Origin of the sequence: Colwellia sp. (assembly GCF_013214175.1) — a bacterium.
Classification (GTDB): Bacteria; Pseudomonadota; Gammaproteobacteria; order Enterobacterales; family Alteromonadaceae; genus Colwellia.
Map to the genome: position 1 here is coordinate 1,030,574 of NZ_JABSPA010000002.1, position 15,765 is coordinate 1,046,338.

The 15,765-nt window shown below is 39.9% G+C and carries 15 protein-coding genes and 1 pseudogene; 6 read left to right on the plus strand and 10 right to left on the minus strand.

The genetic code is table 11. From position 1 onward, the window contains the following. Window positions 1-23: 23 nt before the first annotated feature. The 8 genes from cobA to HRT55_RS07450 form a co-directional block, all read right to left on the minus strand. Complete coding sequence (cobA, locus tag HRT55_RS07415; protein WP_291620042.1) at window positions 24-902, minus strand: uroporphyrinogen-III C-methyltransferase; 879 nt, start codon at window positions 900-902, stop codon at window positions 24-26. Window positions 903-1,057: 155 nt separating this feature from the next. Beyond that, window positions 1,058-2,290, minus strand: a complete 1,233-nt coding sequence (gene nirJ, locus HRT55_RS07420) for a heme d1 biosynthesis radical SAM protein NirJ (RefSeq protein ID WP_291620044.1) — start codon at window positions 2,288-2,290, stop codon at window positions 1,058-1,060. 52 nt (window positions 2,291-2,342) lie between these two features. After that, on the minus strand, window positions 2,343-2,921 hold the full coding sequence (locus HRT55_RS07425; protein WP_291620046.1) for an Lrp/AsnC family transcriptional regulator: 579 nt from the start codon (window positions 2,919-2,921) through the stop codon (window positions 2,343-2,345). A gap of 139 nt (window positions 2,922-3,060) precedes the next feature. Then, window positions 3,061-3,609 (minus strand): Lrp/AsnC family transcriptional regulator, encoded by a 549-nt coding sequence (locus HRT55_RS07430; RefSeq protein ID WP_291620048.1) that lies wholly within the window; start codon window positions 3,607-3,609, stop codon window positions 3,061-3,063. Continuing rightward, window positions 3,602-4,726: a hypothetical protein gene (locus tag HRT55_RS07435; protein ID WP_291620049.1), complete on the minus strand. Its 1,125-nt coding sequence runs from the start codon at window positions 4,724-4,726 to the stop codon at window positions 3,602-3,604. The genes HRT55_RS07430 and HRT55_RS07435 overlap by 8 nt, the downstream gene beginning before the upstream one ends. A 2-nt stretch (window positions 4,727-4,728) precedes the next feature. Further along, window positions 4,729-5,970 (minus strand): cytochrome D1 domain-containing protein, encoded by a 1,242-nt coding sequence (locus HRT55_RS07440; RefSeq protein ID WP_291620050.1) that lies wholly within the window; start codon window positions 5,968-5,970, stop codon window positions 4,729-4,731. A gap of 188 nt (window positions 5,971-6,158) precedes the next feature. After that, complete coding sequence (locus HRT55_RS07445; protein WP_291620051.1) at window positions 6,159-6,548, minus strand: cytochrome c; 390 nt, start codon at window positions 6,546-6,548, stop codon at window positions 6,159-6,161. A gap of 224 nt (window positions 6,549-6,772) precedes the next feature. Further along, window positions 6,773-7,339, minus strand: coding sequence for a bacteriohemerythrin (locus tag HRT55_RS07450; RefSeq protein ID WP_291620052.1), 567 nt, complete (start codon window positions 7,337-7,339; stop codon window positions 6,773-6,775). 431 nt (window positions 7,340-7,770) lie between these two features. On the opposite strand from HRT55_RS07450, the gene HRT55_RS07455 reads away from it, so the two are divergent. The 6 genes and pseudogenes from HRT55_RS07455 to HRT55_RS07480 all read left to right on the plus strand — a co-directional run bounded on the left by HRT55_RS07455 (window position 7,771) and on the right by HRT55_RS07480 (window position 13,452). Next, on the plus strand, window positions 7,771-9,399 hold the full coding sequence (locus HRT55_RS07455) for a cytochrome D1 domain-containing protein (RefSeq protein ID WP_291620053.1): 1,629 nt from the start codon (window positions 7,771-7,773) through the stop codon (window positions 9,397-9,399). 525 nt (window positions 9,400-9,924) lie between these two features. Continuing rightward, window positions 9,925-10,392, plus strand: a pseudogene (locus HRT55_RS07460) (NapC/NirT family cytochrome c); the annotation flags it as partial. Window positions 10,393-10,404: 12 nt separating this feature from the next. Then, window positions 10,405-11,661, plus strand: coding sequence for an ethylbenzene dehydrogenase-related protein (locus HRT55_RS07465; protein WP_291620457.1), 1,257 nt, complete (start codon window positions 10,405-10,407; stop codon window positions 11,659-11,661). Between the two features lie 233 nt (window positions 11,662-11,894). Then, window positions 11,895-12,305 carry a VF530 family DNA-binding protein gene (locus HRT55_RS07470; protein WP_291620054.1) on the plus strand — a complete coding sequence of 137 codons (411 nt, stop codon included), beginning with the start codon at window positions 11,895-11,897 and terminating at the stop codon, window positions 12,303-12,305. Between the two features lie 84 nt (window positions 12,306-12,389). Beyond that, the gene (locus HRT55_RS07475) at window positions 12,390-13,022 is read left to right on the plus strand and encodes an alpha-ketoglutarate-dependent dioxygenase AlkB (protein WP_291620055.1); all 633 of its coding nucleotides are present in this window, start codon (window positions 12,390-12,392) and stop codon (window positions 13,020-13,022) included. Between the two features lie 247 nt (window positions 13,023-13,269). Further along, window positions 13,270-13,452 (plus strand): hypothetical protein, encoded by a 183-nt coding sequence (locus HRT55_RS07480; protein ID WP_291620057.1) that lies wholly within the window; start codon window positions 13,270-13,272, stop codon window positions 13,450-13,452. A 47-nt stretch (window positions 13,453-13,499) separates the two neighbouring features. On the opposite strand, the gene HRT55_RS07485 is transcribed toward HRT55_RS07480, so the two are convergent. Further along, on the minus strand, window positions 13,500-14,048 hold the full coding sequence (locus HRT55_RS07485; protein WP_291620059.1) for a hypothetical protein: 549 nt from the start codon (window positions 14,046-14,048) through the stop codon (window positions 13,500-13,502). A gap of 247 nt (window positions 14,049-14,295) precedes the next feature. Further along, on the minus strand, window positions 14,296-15,633 hold the full coding sequence (locus HRT55_RS07490; protein ID WP_291620061.1) for a multifunctional CCA addition/repair protein: 1,338 nt from the start codon (window positions 15,631-15,633) through the stop codon (window positions 14,296-14,298). Window positions 15,634-15,765 lie beyond the last annotated feature (132 nt).

Genomic DNA, 15,765 nt, shown 5'->3' on the forward strand with positions numbered 1-15,765 from the left:
CTCGCCAATAGACTACGGCCCCTTTATGCAGTTTTAATGTTTTGTACCTGCACATAGTTTTTAGCATCTAAAAAGCCAGGTGTTGTTAGCTGTTGCTCGGTTAGCTGATTTACCACATCACCAATAACAATAAGTGTTGGTGGTTTGATATCGTGTTTCTTAACTAACGCAGCCAAATTTCCGATAGTACCGCGGTAAGTTTTTTGCTCGGGTTGTGTGCCTTTGTAAATAAGGGCCGCAGGAGTATTAATATCACGACCATGCTCAACCAGTTTTTTAGCAATAATTGGCAAGGTATTAATGCCCATGTAAAAAACAACCGTTTGTGTTTTACATATCAAACTCTGCCATGGCAGATTTAATTGGCCATTATTTTGAATGTGGCCGGTAATAAAAGTACAGCCTTGGGAGACACCGCGGTGCGTTAATGGAATGCCAGCATAGCTTGTACAGCCAGATGCCGCAGTAATGCCGGGACATATATGACAACTAATACCATGTTTGAGCATGTATTCTGCTTCTTCACCACCACGGCCAAATATAAAGGGATCCCCACCTTTTAGGCGTAAAACTCTTTTACCTAACAGCGCCTCTTGCACTAAAAGTTCATTGATTTTGTCTTGTGGTACACAGTGCTTAGCCTGCTCTTTACCCACATAAAAACGTTCACAGTTCTCTGGTAATAAATCTAAAATTTCATCACTGACTAATCTATCGTAAATGGCTATTTCAGCTTGCTCAATAAAGCGCATAGCACGTATAGTCAGTAATTCTGCATCACCTGGACCTGAGCCGACTAAAGCGACTTCGCCTTGATTTAATACTGATTTTCCTCGAGTGGATATCTGGCCATTATCTACTGCAGAGAAGTTGTTTTCTTGGGATGTCGCTCTTATGTTCATGCTCTCGCCTTATTGCTATTGAGCCCATTTTCAGGACAGACTCAGTTGCTTAATTAGTTTTTGTTTGCTGGTGCTTTGGCTAGTTCGTGTTTTGGTTGTTAATGCTCTGGGTAGTTAGGTACTTTTGAGCTACTGCTAATGGCTTACCGATACTTTTACACTTCAATAAACTGAATAGGATTTTCTTTATTGCTTTGCTGGTCGGCAAACTTTGACGGTGGTGGAATAAAGCCTATTTCATCGTCATCTAAGTAACAGCCAGGATCTTCTGCCCAAGCATCTCCGGCTTGTGCAAAGGCACGAGTACGGGTATTACCGCCACAAATATTTAAATATTTACAGCCTGCACAACGTCCTTTTACTGGGCGAGGACTTGTTCTAAAACCCAGCATTAATGGGTCTTGAGTGTTCTGCCATACATCGGAGAACTTTTCTGTTTTAACATTGCCGATGGGGTGATTCCACCAATAGGTATCTGGATGAATGGTACCGGTATTATCAATGTTAGCAACATTCACGCCACTGGCATTACCGCCCCAATTAATTAACCTTTGTCTTAAATTGGCAATACATTGAGGATGACTTTCGCCGAACTGCTTGCTAGCCCATTTTAATAAAAAAGGTCCATCGGCATCGTTATTTCCGGTGACAAAATCTGTTTCTATGCCTTGGCTGATGTGTGACCATGCGCGCCCAAATAATAACTCCATGGCGTCTTTGGTCATTTTAAACATGGCATCATTTTCAGCGCTGCGTTTTCCTCGACCAGAGTAATTTAAGTGCGATAGATAGAACTTATCTACTTTATTCTCTTCCATTAAATCTAACATTGCCGGTAAGTCTTTGTGGTTATCCTTAGTTAAGCAAAGACGCATGCCAACTTTTATACCGGCCTCTTTACATAATTTAATGGCGTGCATGGAGGTTTTAAAGCTGCCTTTTTGACGACGGAATTCATCGTGAAACTCTTCTAAACCATCAATGCTGATACCTACATATTGGTATTCAGCGGCCTTAATTTGGGCAATATTGCTTTCGTCTATTAAGGTGCCATTGGTTGATAGGGCAACATAAAAACCTTGTTTTTTAGCATACGCGGTGATTTCATAGATATCAGCACGAAGTAATGGCTCACCACCAGAGAGAATTAATACCGGTACCTGGGCTACTTTTAAATCATCTATGGTGGCTTTAACTTGTTCGGTAGATAATTCATCTTTAAAATCAATGTCTAAAGAGCTTGCGTAGCAGTGTTTACAACGAAGATTGCAGCGACGGATTAAATTCCAAATTACCACTGGACCAGGCATTTTTCTTGCCGCTTTTACTGGCTTAAAGTCAGCCATATCATCATGCAATGTTTTTAATAACTGTGAAATTCTAAACATACTTTCCCCTAGGGCTTTGCTCTCGGTTTGCCATGCTAACTATATGCAATAGCTAACGTTTTAAACGCAAACCTGTTTTTTTTAGTATCTCTGTGCTAGTTAACATATCATTACTTTGTGTAGTGATTTGTTGACTTGAATCATTGTTGCGCGTGACCAAGACCTCTTTTAACAATTCTTTGATCTGACCCCTATACTTGGCTATTGCTGCTGGCGTTTTTCCATGCACCATGGCAAATAAGTTGTAATTCCATTCGGGTAAAAAACGTGGTCTTAAATAACAGTGACTAACAAAAGGCAAGCGACCGACAGCATCACCAAATTTTTCCGCTTGTTCATCATCTATATCCCATACGGTCATGCCGTTATATTGATAACCTAATTTATAGTGATTAGGCACAGCAGCAATGCGTCTGATAATACCTCGCTCTTGCATGCTGTTTGTCAGGGTGAGTACGTGTTCAACACTAATATTCATTTGCTCAGCAATGGCGTGATAGGGCTTTTCAGTAATAGCTAAGCCATTTTGAGTGAGCAGAATATATTGGCGCTCTAACGCGGTTAAACTTGTACTTTTATTGGCGGGTGCCGTTTGATTTTTTCTTGTTTTTTCTGCCATTAGTTCGGTCATTATTTCTAGCTCATATTTATCATTGTCATTCCCGAGGTAATTTAGTCGGGAATCCATATGCAATGATTTTTAGTGAAAGTACATGGATCCTCGATTAAATACTTCGAGGGTGACATCGTTCAGTAAGCTACACGCTCGCTTAAACCGGTAGGTACAAACCAACATAAAACTCTTTAAGTTTTGGTGTGTTAAGTACCTTCAAGCAGGTTTTACTTTCAATAGCGGCAATAACCGCATCAATTTCTTCCGCGGACTCTGTGGCGATAACAAACCACATATTAAATCGGTGAGTTCTGCGATAATTATGGGCAATTTGTTCGAAGCTATTTACTTGCTCAGTGACAAAGTCAAAATCATCTTCGGGTACTGCTAAGGCCGCTAAGGTAAATGCGCCACCTAAGCTGGCGGCATCAAACATCGGGCCAAAGCGGGTTAAGACTTTGTCATTGCGTAATTTATTTAGGCATTGAATAACTTCGTGCTCGGTGCTTGATACTTCGTCGGCAATTTGCGCAAATGGGCGTTCACACACAGGTAAGCCATGTTGTAATAAATTGATTAGGCTTTTTTCTAATGGTGATAGCTCAACAGTTTGACACTTTCTGCTTTTGCTCAGCATGCTATTTTGGCGGTTATTTGTGCTGTCGTTTTTACTCTCATTGGTAAACGGACTGGTGGTGTTATCCATGGGCTTGTCCTTGTTTTTTGTCACTAGGGTACTGAGTGCTACTATCGGCTTTGCTGTATCTGGCGCCGTGTTGCTTATACGCTTTGAAGCTAAACAAGATATCTTTTTCTATCAACTCAAGGCCTAGTTGCTCGGTGATTTGACTAATTTGTTGTAAAACCAAATTTTTATCAGTGCCATGAATCATACAAAATAAGTTGTAAGGCCAATCAGGCAAACGGCGAGGGCGCTGATAACACAGGGAAACGGGTGCACATTTCGCTAATCTCTGAGCTATGCCATCCATATCGTCATTAGGAATATTCCACACCACCATGGCATTTGCGTCATAACCCAATTTTCTATGTTTAATGACTAAACCAAAGCGGCGGATCAAACCTTCTTCCTGCCAATGGGAAATTTGCATTAATACTTGTTGCTCTGTCAGTGCGAGTTGCTGGGCAATCAACCGATAAGGCAATAAGCTTGCAGGTAAGCCTTTTTCTATGGCACTTCGTAAGGCAATTTTTTCAATTTCAGTTAAGCGAGTGCAGTCATTTTTATTAACCGTGTCTAGCTGCATAGCTTCTTGATTAGAGGTAGGACTTTCAACACCGGTAACATTAATACTGAACGCTAAGTCAATATGGTATGAAGCTTCCATTGGCAATACTAAAACGGCTAGACCTGTAAGTAATTCAATATTCGCTAAAGTGTTATTAAGTGCCACCATATTGCTGGCAGTCACTACAAACCAAAGGTTATATTTCTGTTGCCCTGAAGAACCTTCACGACCATAGTTGTGATTCACTTGCTCAAACTGATTCACAATGCCGGCTATTTTATCTAAATCTTTTGTTGGTACAGCAATAGCTGCTAAGGTACTTGCCCCTGCTTTTTTATGATCAAATACTGGCCCAACACGAGATAGTACTTCTTGGTTAATGAGATCATCAATAGCTAGAAATACCCTCAGCTCATTAGTGACGATATTAACTTGTGCCAGTTGCTCGGCAATCGTTTTATAAGGCTGTTTAGTAAGGGGGAAACCCTTTTGGCTATTGTTAATAATATCTTGCTGTAATTGACTAATTATTACCGATTCTTTAGTCATGCTTTTAGTCTTACTTTTAGTCATGGCTACAGGCCTATCTGATGTGCACGGTTGGTGAAGAAAATACCACTCGGGCTTTTTGATTTCAGGGTTTTAAGCAAGGTTTGTGTTTGTGTGTCATAAACATGTACTTCGTTACTATCTCGCACAGATATCCATACATGTTCACCGCGTGGGGTAAATTCCATATGCAGTACTGCCGGACCAGGGGTTAGCGTGTTTACTAACTCAAAGGTTTCAGTGTTAAATATTTGAATAGTATTGTTATCTGGGTAAGCGAAGTTGACCCAGATTTGACGGTTATCAGGCTGTGCCATAACAAAGATAGGTTGGCTGTGAGCAGGTATCTCAGCCACTTTTTGCCAAGTTTTAGTATTTACTACTAAGACTTTATGTTGACCCACGGCGGGCATAAAAGCGTAATCGCCAGCCATGGCCCAACCTTCTAAATGAGGCATTTTATAAACGGGTAGTTTCTGCTGGCCTTTACCATAATTAGGTAAAATACGTTTCACCCCTTTTTCAATATGCCATAAATCGAGCAATGCCATGCCGTCTTCACCGAATAAGCCAGCGATATAAAAGCGGCCATCTGGGCTCATCAAAGCGTCGTATGGGAATAGACCAATATCAGTAAACTTAGTTAGTTTCATTTCTTCGCCAGCTTCAAGACCAGAGAAATCGGCAATCCAAATTTCATGGCTATCAAATAAGCTAAAGACAAATTTGTTATTGGGAGCGTCAACTAAGCCAACTACTTTAGATCGTACAGGGCTGCCGTCTTTATTTTTTGGCTTAGTGGTTAAAATTGAGCTGTCGATTGTGGCCACTAATTGGAGGGTTGTACTGTTAAAGACTTTAACGCCGCCAGGGGTATAATTTGATACCGCCACTAATTTACCGTCTTGGCTAATGGCGCCGCCAATACTGTTGCCTGATTGAATAATTCGTTTGGCTATTTTGTCTTTAAGCATATCTATTTTTGTTAAGCCGCCGTCACGACCAAAAACATAGGCGTATCTTTGGTCACGTGAATAAACAATAGAAGCGTGGGATAAATCACCTAAACCATCTATCTCACTTAATACCGTTTTGCTGGTGTGATTCACTATTTGTACTTGCCCAGTAGCGCGTTCAATAATAACGCCCATATCCCCAGTAGCACGGAGCGGCGCCACAGTTACTTCATTAGCAGTGTTACTAACACAAGCGCCGAGTAAGCTGGTTAAAAGTGCCACACTGGCAAGTTGTTTAAATTTTATTTTCATCGACTTTCCTAAAATTTTATAAGAAATATGGATTCCCGATTTAGTGACTACGGGAATGACGGTCACTTGTTGCTGTAGTTACTTTCTGTGCAATTCCTTCTGAGGAATGGCAGTCAGTCGTTATTTTTTGCTACGTGATTAACTATTATTATTTTTTACTATTCGTTCTTAACTATTAGTTCTTAGGCTTAGGGTTTTACTATTTCCCCTGCTTTTAACTGTTGGGAAATCCACAGCGCCTCTTGCTCGGTTAATAAACTCTGCCATGGCGGCATAGCTGTGCCAGTACGGCCATATAAAATTGAGTGTTGTAAAAATAGCACCGACTTTCCTGCAAGGTTTTCAGGTAATAATGCCGGGCCTAAACCACCTTTTAAGGTCATGCCATGACAAGAACCACAATCTTGCTTAACGATATGGGTGAGTTGATTTTTACGTGCTTGTGACAATTCTTTTTCGTTGGCGACAACGTTGGCTACTCCATTGACCGTCACTTCAGCTATAGCCGTAGCGAAATTAATAGTTAATAAATGAGCCGCTACAACCAAGCAGCTTATGGTGATTTTTACGGAACTCATTGTATTTCTCTGAGCTTTTTAAAGTTGGCTTAACCTTACAACGCTGAGGCAGATGTTTTTTTGTCAAAGATCATGCTTTGCCGAGGAAGTGACAAGGTTTTTTGATTTAAATCATCGAATGGCAAGTTATAACAAGTGCCGCTGATTATTAATTTTTGAAACAAAAAAAAGAGCTTTAGGTAAGCTCTTTAGTTATTTTGTCAGCATTGAAGTGTAACTATTTATTAATAAACACCCTTGTTATGCAAGTGCTCAGAATACTGTTTGTCGGTGCCATTAATATGATTAATTAGCCAATCAGATAAGAAACTGGCTATTTCATCAAGGGCATCGTGGCCTTTTTCATTGTATAACTGTACAAAGTTCTCCACTTGTCCAATCATCACTTCATGTTGCGCTTTATGGGCAGTTAAGTCTGGGTAGTCATGATCTGCCATCATTTTTTCTTCACGGTCAAAATGATACTTGGTATAGCTAACTAATTCGTTCAACGCTTCTTTTTCAAAAGCCTCACTCATAGCGTAGTCATAGGCAATGGTGAAGTTGTTTAATAAGCTAATAAGCTTCTTATGATCATTATCAATATGCTCTATGCCAACGCTGTATTCTTCGCGCCACTGTACTTGCTGCGGGTTTGCCTTACGCTTATACAATATTGGAATAAGTAGCAATACTGCAATTAAGATCCAAGAGATGGGGTTGGCCATACTCGATAGAAAACCTAAAAATATAGCAACAATAATTAGACCTATGATAGCCGCATAAATAAACGACTTAGTGCGATTCTCCATAAACAATACCCCTAAAATAAATATGGTTAAGTGATTGGTAACTTGAAGCGAATACTAGCGCTTAACACTATTGAACACGTAGTGCTTTTGCCAGAGAAAAGACCATTTATTGACCTTGATCAACTTGTCTATTCATTAACATTTATTTTTTTTTAAACTTGATCTGTATCACATTCCCAAAAGCCAATTTAGCCGATAGTGCGGATAGTAATATTTCGTTACATAAATTAGGTATCAATTTTTGACACTGTAAAGTGTAAAGAAAACTTCCTGAAGGTGCCTGATAACGCTCAATTTAAGTAGATTAGATCTCAATAACGCTAATCGACTAAATGAACATAATGAACAAGTTAATAAAGGTTAGGCGGCATTATTTAAGGTGCCTACCGCATTTAACAACAAAGAATTTATTAAAATCTGGAGAGTACCCAATGAAAAAAGTGAAATATGGTCTTTCAGCACTTGGACTTGCAATAGGAATGGCAGCTACTGGTATGAGCATGACAGCATCTGCGGCAGTACCAACTTTGGCTGAAGCTGATTATGAAAAAGCAAAATTACAATACTTCCAACGTTGTGCTGGTTGTCATGGTACTTTGCGTAAAGGCGCTACCGGTAAAAACTTAGAACCTAAAAGCACAATGAAAAAAGGTCAGAAGCGTTTAGAGAAAATTATTGCGTTAGGTACTGAAGGCGGCATGAACAACTTTGATGACTTGTTCACTAAGAAAGAAATTGCCAACATGGCAACTTTCATTCAAATGGAACCACCTGTTCCACCGGAAATGTCTTTAGAACAAATGCGTTCACATACTAAAGAATATGTTGCTCCAAAAGATTACCCAACTAAGCCGATGCATGGTTTAAACTGGAAAAACTTCTTCGTCGTTATCGAACGTGATGCCGGTACCGCAGCTATCATCGATGGTGATACTAAAAAAATCATCACTCATATCGATACGGGTTACGCAGTACACGTAATTAAAGGTACAGAGCATCACAAAGTAGATCACGCAAAAGATGTTGGTCGTTTCTGGTACACCATTGGTCGTGACGGTAAAGTTAACAAAATCGATTTATGGCAAACACCTGATAAAATGTTAGTTGCTGAAACTAAAATGGCTTATGACGCTCGTGATATCGCTGTTTCTGGTGACGGAAAATACGTAATCGCTGGTGGTTACTGGCCTGCGCATTTTGTAATTATGGATGCAGTAACACTGAATCCACTTAAAGTTGTCTCTACTCGTGGTTACAATACTAAAGGTGAATTCATCAATGAAGCACGTGTAGCGGCTATTTACACTTCACCGCTAACATCTTCATTTATCGTTGCGGTTAAAGAAACAGGTCAAATGTTGCAAGTTGATTATACCGATATAGATAACTTAACTATTACGGCTATTGCCTCTTCAGAATTCTTACATGATGGTTTCTTCGACCCTACAGGTCGTTACTTCCAAATTGCAGCTAATGCTTCAAACCAAATGGTCGTTGTTGATACGATCGAACGTAAGTTAGAAGCAATTATTGAGGTTGAAAGCTTACCGCATCCTGGTCCAGGCGCTAACTGGATTGATAAAAAATGTGGTCCTGTTGGCGGCACAACTCACTTAGGTATGGGACTTGTTTCTGTATGGGGTAACGATCCAGTTGGTCATCCAGATCAAGCGTGGAAACTTTGTTACGAAGTTGAAACCGATGGTGCTGGAGCCTTTATCCGTACTCACGAAACTTCACAATACGTTTGGGCTGATCAACTTAAACACCCTGAGCCTGAAATTCAACAGTCAGTGCAAGTATTTGATAAAGATACGCACGAAATCGTTAAAACTATCCGTGTAACTACTGAGCCTGGTAAAGCAGCTCTACACATGGAATTCAACGCTGATGGAACTGAAGTTTGGGTTTCTGTTTGGAACCGTAAAGATGCGAAAAATCCAACGGGTGAAATCGTAGTATACGATGCTAAAACACTTAAAGAGCTACACCGCATTAAAGGTTTAACAACCCCAACCGGCAAGTTCAACGTATATAACCGTATGAACCACAAAACATAAATAACTTTATTCATCTTGTTGCTGTATCGCCCGATTTAGGCGTCAAGAGTACTCATTGACATGCGTCAACTCCGTGCTCTTTCCTTTAAATAGAACGATACAGCTTAAAGCTGAATAGTTATTAAGTTGGATACAAGAACAAATAGGGCATGGCAGGTGTCATGCCCTTTTTATGTACAGGATGGACTGTATGTCGCGGTGCTATGGATGGCAAAGAGCGTGTATTTTCATTTAATAAAACGCAATAGCGAAAATAGAAAGGGTTGTAGCGAGTTTTCTACACCTTAAATCGCTGTGAATTTTTATCATAAATGAAAGTTATAGTGAGAAAACCTCCGCAATATTTATGTTAATGCGGGGAAGAGAGCTGAATTTTTAGTTAAGTTTTCGGATGTAAGCTAATGATTTTTATTAAGAGTCGTCTGTTACCTAGAGGTAAGTATGGCAAATAACATTTTTTTAAAACCTAGTTTTTGGTCTCGCAGACTAATTTGGGGCACTACTGTTTCCGGTGCCGTAATATTTTTTGTTATCGGTATTATTTTTTGGGGTGGTTTCAATACTGCCATGGAAGCAACTAATACCACGGAATTTTGTATTGGTTGTCATGAAATGGAAGCCAACGTTTACCAAGAATACAAACCATCAATACATTTTTCTAATCGTACCGGAGTAAGAGCGGGTTGTCCTGACTGTCATGTTCCTAAGCCTTGGATACATAAAGTTGTTCGTAAAATTCAAGCGTCAAAAGAAGTTTTCTCTTGGTTAACAGGCAAACTTGATACTAAAGAAAAATTTAATGAACATCGATTTGAATTGGCGCAAAGTGTTTGGCATGCAATGAAATCAACCGACTCAAGAGAGTGTCGTAATTGTCACAACTTTGAATCAATGAACCCTGAGTTCCAAAAACCACGTGCACGCAAACAACATTTAAATGCTTTTGAGACGGGGCAAACCTGTATTGATTGTCATAAAGGTATCGCTCACCATGATGTGCGTAATATGCTTTCTGACGAAGAGTTAGAGATACTTGAAGCGCCAAACCCAGACTATATTCGTGTGGTGCCACAAGCTTATCGCGATGGTTTAGCGCGTGTTGAAGCAAAAGAAGCGGCTGAAAAAGCTAAGCTTAAAGCTGAAAAAATAGCAGAGAAAGCAAAAACTGAGTTAAGAATTGCTGCTGCCGTTGAAGAAGCCTTAGCGAGTGCTGGTTCTAGTCAAGCTGCAATAAAAAGGGAGAAAGCTAGTGTAAGTACAGCGTCTGCAACAAGTAATATTAACGTTGATTGGAGTAAAGCTAACTCAACAGATATCGGTGTTTTCTACCCTGGTACTGCTTCTATTGAGTGGATATTAGGACGTAAACATGGTGGTAAACGTGCTTTTAGTAAAGGTGATCGTTGTACAGAGTGTCATGGTGAGGAAATTGCTGATATTGGTAATAATATTGTTAGTGGGGCAAGTGAAAAAGACTTAGAGCCTAATGTTATTCCAGGTAAGCGTGGTTTTATCGATGTAACTATTGATGCGACTCATGATACAGAGCACTTATACCTACGCTTTAGTTGGGCTGAAGGTGATCATGCAGCGGTACCTTTTGTTGAGGGTGGTAAGATGGACCCTGAAAACCCAATGAAACTAGCTTTCATGCTAGCAACAGATGACGTTGAATATGCTGATAGAGCTGGTTGTTGGGGCACTTGTCATGCCGATGCTAACACTATGCCGTTTGCTCCAGAAGCTGATACCTTAAAAGGTAGTGATCTTGCTAAGCGTCTAGCGTTTAATACTGGCGCAAGTAAAGGCTCAAGTACTGGCGTAACTAAGTACTTAAAAGAATCTCGTACTAAGTTAGAGTTCAAAGGCCGTCGTGGTAAAGCACTAGGTGGCTGGGATAAACTGAAAGATCAAAGCGAGATTGATGCGGCACAAACTTCCAACCAATACATGGATATTATCCGCTATAAATCTGGTACTAAAGAAGTGGAAGATGGCCAAATTTTAGCTGAGCGTAATATGCATGGTGGTCAAGGTGCAGAAGTTGAAGCGTCACTGAAAAATGGTACTTGGTCGGTAGTGGTTAAGCGTAAACTTATATCGGATAAAGCCGGAGATGTCAGTATTGAAGCTGGTAAAGTATATAACTTTGGCTTTGCCATTCATGACGATTACTCAAGTGCGCGTTATCACCATGTTTCATTCGGTTATAAGTTAGCCCTTGATAACCCTGAAGCTGAAGTGAACGTCACTAAGCAATAGAGGAAGCAGTAAAGTAAGCAGTAAAATAGGTAGTAAGAGCTGAAATAGAAATAGCGGCTACTTAGTTACTAAAAATCAAAGCCCCCTGTCTTGCTTGAGAAAGTAAGCAAGGGGATTTTTTATTTGTAGCAATGGGGATTAGTCATGACATCATTGTTGCAAGTGGTATAATTAGCTTATTCAAACCAGTTAAGTTAAACATAGTTGCCACCTTTGGCTGCTTAGGAAAAAAAATGACTAATAAAGATATTTATAAAAACAACCCGTTACATGGCACTAGCCTTGAAACCGTATTAACTGAACTAGTTAATCAATATGGCTTTGAAATTTTAGCCGCTTATATGAACCTAAATTGCTTTAAACAAAACCCGAGTATTGAGTCGAGCATCAAGTTTTTAAAGAAAACCTCATGGGCACAAGAAAAAGTTGAAGCCTTTTATATGTATCAATATAACAGTTTGCCAAAAGCTGATGATGCTAACTTTGAATTACCGCCACGTGATCGCATTGTGCCATGTGGACTTGAGCAAAGACCACCGAAAGAATTGAGTTTAGAAGATGCTGAAGAGCTGCGTATTAAGCAGGCTAAGAAAACCCGTGAACGCGCAGCCGCATCAAGACCTGCTAACCCATGGGGTAATTAGTTGCTTTGTAGGAGAGAATTTATTCTCGAATTTTTGAGTTGTCAGTCAGTTTTTCGCGGTTAAAACCGCTCCTACAAGGATCTTATGGATTTATTCTCTGCTTTACTCGACGAGCCGCTAAATATCCTACCAAACGATGGCGAGGTTAATTACTACGGCGAAATTATGCCTCTTAGTGACAGTGACTTTTATTTTGAGCGCTTACTTAACACTATTGCTTGGCGCTGCGATCAAGCATTAGTGTTTGGTAAACTCATCGAGACGAAAAGAAAAGTCGCGTGGTGCGCTGATACCGTTGATGGCAAACCTTTTGCCTACACTTATTCAGGCGTTACTAGGCATTCGATACCTTTTACCCAAGAGCTATTAGCTCTGAAGAAACTGGTTGAACAACATAGTAATGAAAGCTATAACTCTTGTTTATTAAACCTCTATCACTCAGGTGAAGAGGGCATGGCATGGCACAGTGATGGTGAGCTGGATTTGAAAAAAAATGGCGACATTGCCTCGTTGAGTTTCGGCGCAGAGCGAAAATTTTCCTTTAAACATAAGCTATCAAAAGAGGTTGTGGCCCTGCAACTTAAACCCGGTAGTTTGTTAGTGATGAAAGGCACAACCCAGCAACATTGGTTACATCGCTTACCCCCAACTAAGAAAGTATTAGAACCGCGAATAAATCTTACCTTTAGAACCATAGATAAGCCTGAGCTCAAGTAAAGTAGCTGTATTTCGGTTTACTTTTAGCGTAAATTTTGACGTGATCTTTGGCTTAATAAATGCAGCGCTTATATCAAGAGTTATCGACAGCTATCGAAAGCAGTAAAGATCAGCAGATAGCAATAAGCGTAATTTAACTTAGTTTAACCTCAATATTTATATGTTTTAGCCGATAAAAAGGGTAGAGCAACTGTTTTATAACCCGCTTATTAACTAAGTTTGCGCACCGTTAGAAATGGTGGACATTATGACAATTGAAAAGCAGAGGCATTACTTGTTATACGGTAATCGCGCAGTAATCTATGTGGCAAGTCTGGTTGGACTATTTTTAGATGTGAATCTGGCTTACGTGGTAGCGCTAACGCTTTGGCTGTGGCTACCACAATGTTTGTTACTGGAATTAAGTTTAATTAGAGCGATCAAACATTAACAGCTATAAGCTATCTGTTAAATGCATTATCTTTTTAGTTAAAATAACTATGCACTTAAATGCACGTAAGAAGCAGTACTAGGCATCATCAAGCTATTATAAGCATCCATTTGCTTATTAGCTAAGCTCTGATTAAAGGCGTTGTTTGAAACTTCAGCAACCTTGCTAGCTGACTCCATTGGCAAAATGCTCGGCAGTTCATGGTCTGGGATTTGGCCAATACCTTCTTTTACTTCTTGATGTAATTCATATAGTGCAGCATAAGTATCCGTTAAGGTAGACACTGCATTTATGTTGGTTGAATTGTTACTTTGAACGTCACTATTGGTACTTTCTTGCAAATAGATATCAAAGAGTTTTTGCTGTTGCTGGTAATATGACTGCATTAAATCAACATCTTTAGCGGTTTGATAGTTTGATTTAACGTTTTCTACTTGCTCAGCTATTTTGTCATCAGCACCTTGTTGTAAGGTGTTCTTTTGCTCAGGCGTTAATATGTCGCTTAAGTCAGAATGAGACTCACCATGTGGTCTAGCAGATGATACTGGCTGAATTTGTTTGAAGCTAGCTGTAGAAGAAGTTATTTGCATTGTCATGTTAACCACCTTTCTTAATGTAATAAGAAGTTACACAAACCAAGTACTGACTTGATGTAAATATGATAGTTAAAAGTGCTTGGACAAATTGTAGTCGTTTGTAAATGTCTTGCAATAAATTGTTGTTTGATTTTTGTACTGAGGGTGTAGTAAAGCTTGACCTTAAATAAGTTGATCAGTTCATTTATTCAAGCAAGGACAAGTAAAAACAGTGCTTTGATTGTCCTTGTTCATTTAACAATACATCTTAGTGCGGGGCGGGGTTTAAATGTGCATAATCGGCTTTAACTGACACAATAGCGTTTAACCTTGCTTTCGCCATAGCTTCTTTTATCGCTAGGCCTTGCAAACCTTGCTCAACAAAAGCTTTTGCGGTTACTGCTCTTGCTGCTTTTACCGCCGCTTGTAAGTACTCTTCTTGTGGATATGGACGCTGTTCAAAACCTAAACGGCCAAGAAAGTCAGCCTTACAAGCCATTAAAAATAAATCAAACTCTTCTGGTTTACGCCAAATATCTAAGTGATTGAACATTTTTAACAGTGTGCTAGCTTTGAGCTCAAAGGCTTTATGACAATGTAAGTGATATTCACATACTTTTAGCGCCAGTTGTTTGTAGTGTGTCGGTACTTTCAGTTGCTTAGATATTTTCTCAACGAGTGGTAAGCCTGCTTTTTCATGACCTTTATGGCTAGGTAATAAATGAGTCTCGGTAATACCTTTACCTAAATCGTGACATAGTGCGGCAAAGCGAATAGCGGTTTTATTATCATCTTGCACGTTGGGGGCTAATTGCGTTAACAAAACGGCTTGCTGCAATACCATCATAGTATGCAGACCACTACAGATTTCAGGATGCCAAAGGGCGGGATTCGGAATACCCCATAAAACGGCAAGCTCAGGCCATAATTCCTCTAAGGCATTACATTGCTTAAGTACTTGAAAAAACACTTCGGGATTACCTGAATTAATGTCAGCTTCATCACCACCATCAGCCAAACTTAATTGCATTTCTTGCCAAACACGTTCAGGGGTTAAGGTCTTTAACTCGCCACTAGCACTGATTTCCTGCATTAGGGCAAGTGTTTCATCGGCTATGGTAAAACCGTATTTATGATAGCGGGCGGCAAAACGTGCTACCCGTAACACCCGTAAAGGATCTTCAACAAAAGCGTCACTGACATGACGTAAAATACGATCGTTAAGATCTTTTTGACCATTGTAGGGATCGATAATGTCGCCGTTATCAGCCATGGCCATGGCATTAACTGTTAGGTCGCGTCTTAATAAATCTTGTTCAATGGTGACATCTGGGGCGAAATAACAGCTAAAACCAGTATAACCTTGGCCTTGCTTTCGCTCTGTACGGGCGAGGGCATACTCTGCTTTCGTTTGCGGATGTAAAAAAACCGGGAAGTCTTTACCTACTTGTTGGTAACCTAGCTTTAGCATTTCTTCAACACTGCTACCAACCACTAAATAATCTTTGTCTTTAATCGGGCGATTAAGTAGCTTATCGCGCACAGCACCACCGACTAAATAAGTGTTAAGTTGGCTATGTTTACTTTCAGAGTTGTTGCTTGACAAGGTACGACCAAAATGAAGAGGAGATTAGCTAAAGTGTATCATAAGGCCGTACAAAATTCAGGGAGGGGCAGTTAGGATAAAGCAACATTGAATGTTGCTTTATCCATATAGTGCTATTTAGCTATTACTAGA

Bases quoted from the DNA above. Each gene is read 5' to 3' on its own strand.
- cobA (WP_291620042.1), bottom strand. From the start codon at position 902: ATGAACATAAGAGCGACATCCCAAGAAAACAACTTCTCTGCAGTAGAT.
- nirJ (WP_291620044.1), bottom strand. From the start codon at position 2,290: ATGTTTAGAATTTCACAGTTATTAAAAACATTGCATGATGATATGGCT.
- HRT55_RS07425 (WP_291620046.1), bottom strand. From the start codon at position 2,921: ATGACCGAACTAATGGCAGAAAAAACAAGAAAAAATCAAACGGCACCC.
- HRT55_RS07430 (WP_291620048.1), bottom strand. From the start codon at position 3,609: ATGGATAACACCACCAGTCCGTTTACCAATGAGAGTAAAAACGACAGC.
- HRT55_RS07435 (WP_291620049.1), bottom strand. From the start codon at position 4,726: ATGACTAAAAGTAAGACTAAAAGCATGACTAAAGAATCGGTAATAATT.
- HRT55_RS07440 (WP_291620050.1), bottom strand. From the start codon at position 5,970: ATGAAAATAAAATTTAAACAACTTGCCAGTGTGGCACTTTTAACCAGC.
- HRT55_RS07445 (WP_291620051.1), bottom strand. From the start codon at position 6,548: ATGAGTTCCGTAAAAATCACCATAAGCTGCTTGGTTGTAGCGGCTCAT.
- HRT55_RS07450 (WP_291620052.1), bottom strand. From the start codon at position 7,339: ATGGAGAATCGCACTAAGTCGTTTATTTATGCGGCTATCATAGGTCTA.
- HRT55_RS07455 (WP_291620053.1), top strand. From the start codon at position 7,771: ATGAAAAAAGTGAAATATGGTCTTTCAGCACTTGGACTTGCAATAGGA.
- HRT55_RS07465 (WP_291620457.1), top strand. From the start codon at position 10,405: ATGCTTTCTGACGAAGAGTTAGAGATACTTGAAGCGCCAAACCCAGAC.
- HRT55_RS07470 (WP_291620054.1), top strand. From the start codon at position 11,895: ATGACTAATAAAGATATTTATAAAAACAACCCGTTACATGGCACTAGC.
- HRT55_RS07475 (WP_291620055.1), top strand. From the start codon at position 12,390: ATGGATTTATTCTCTGCTTTACTCGACGAGCCGCTAAATATCCTACCA.
- HRT55_RS07480 (WP_291620057.1), top strand. From the start codon at position 13,270: ATGACAATTGAAAAGCAGAGGCATTACTTGTTATACGGTAATCGCGCA.
- HRT55_RS07485 (WP_291620059.1), bottom strand. From the start codon at position 14,048: ATGACAATGCAAATAACTTCTTCTACAGCTAGCTTCAAACAAATTCAG.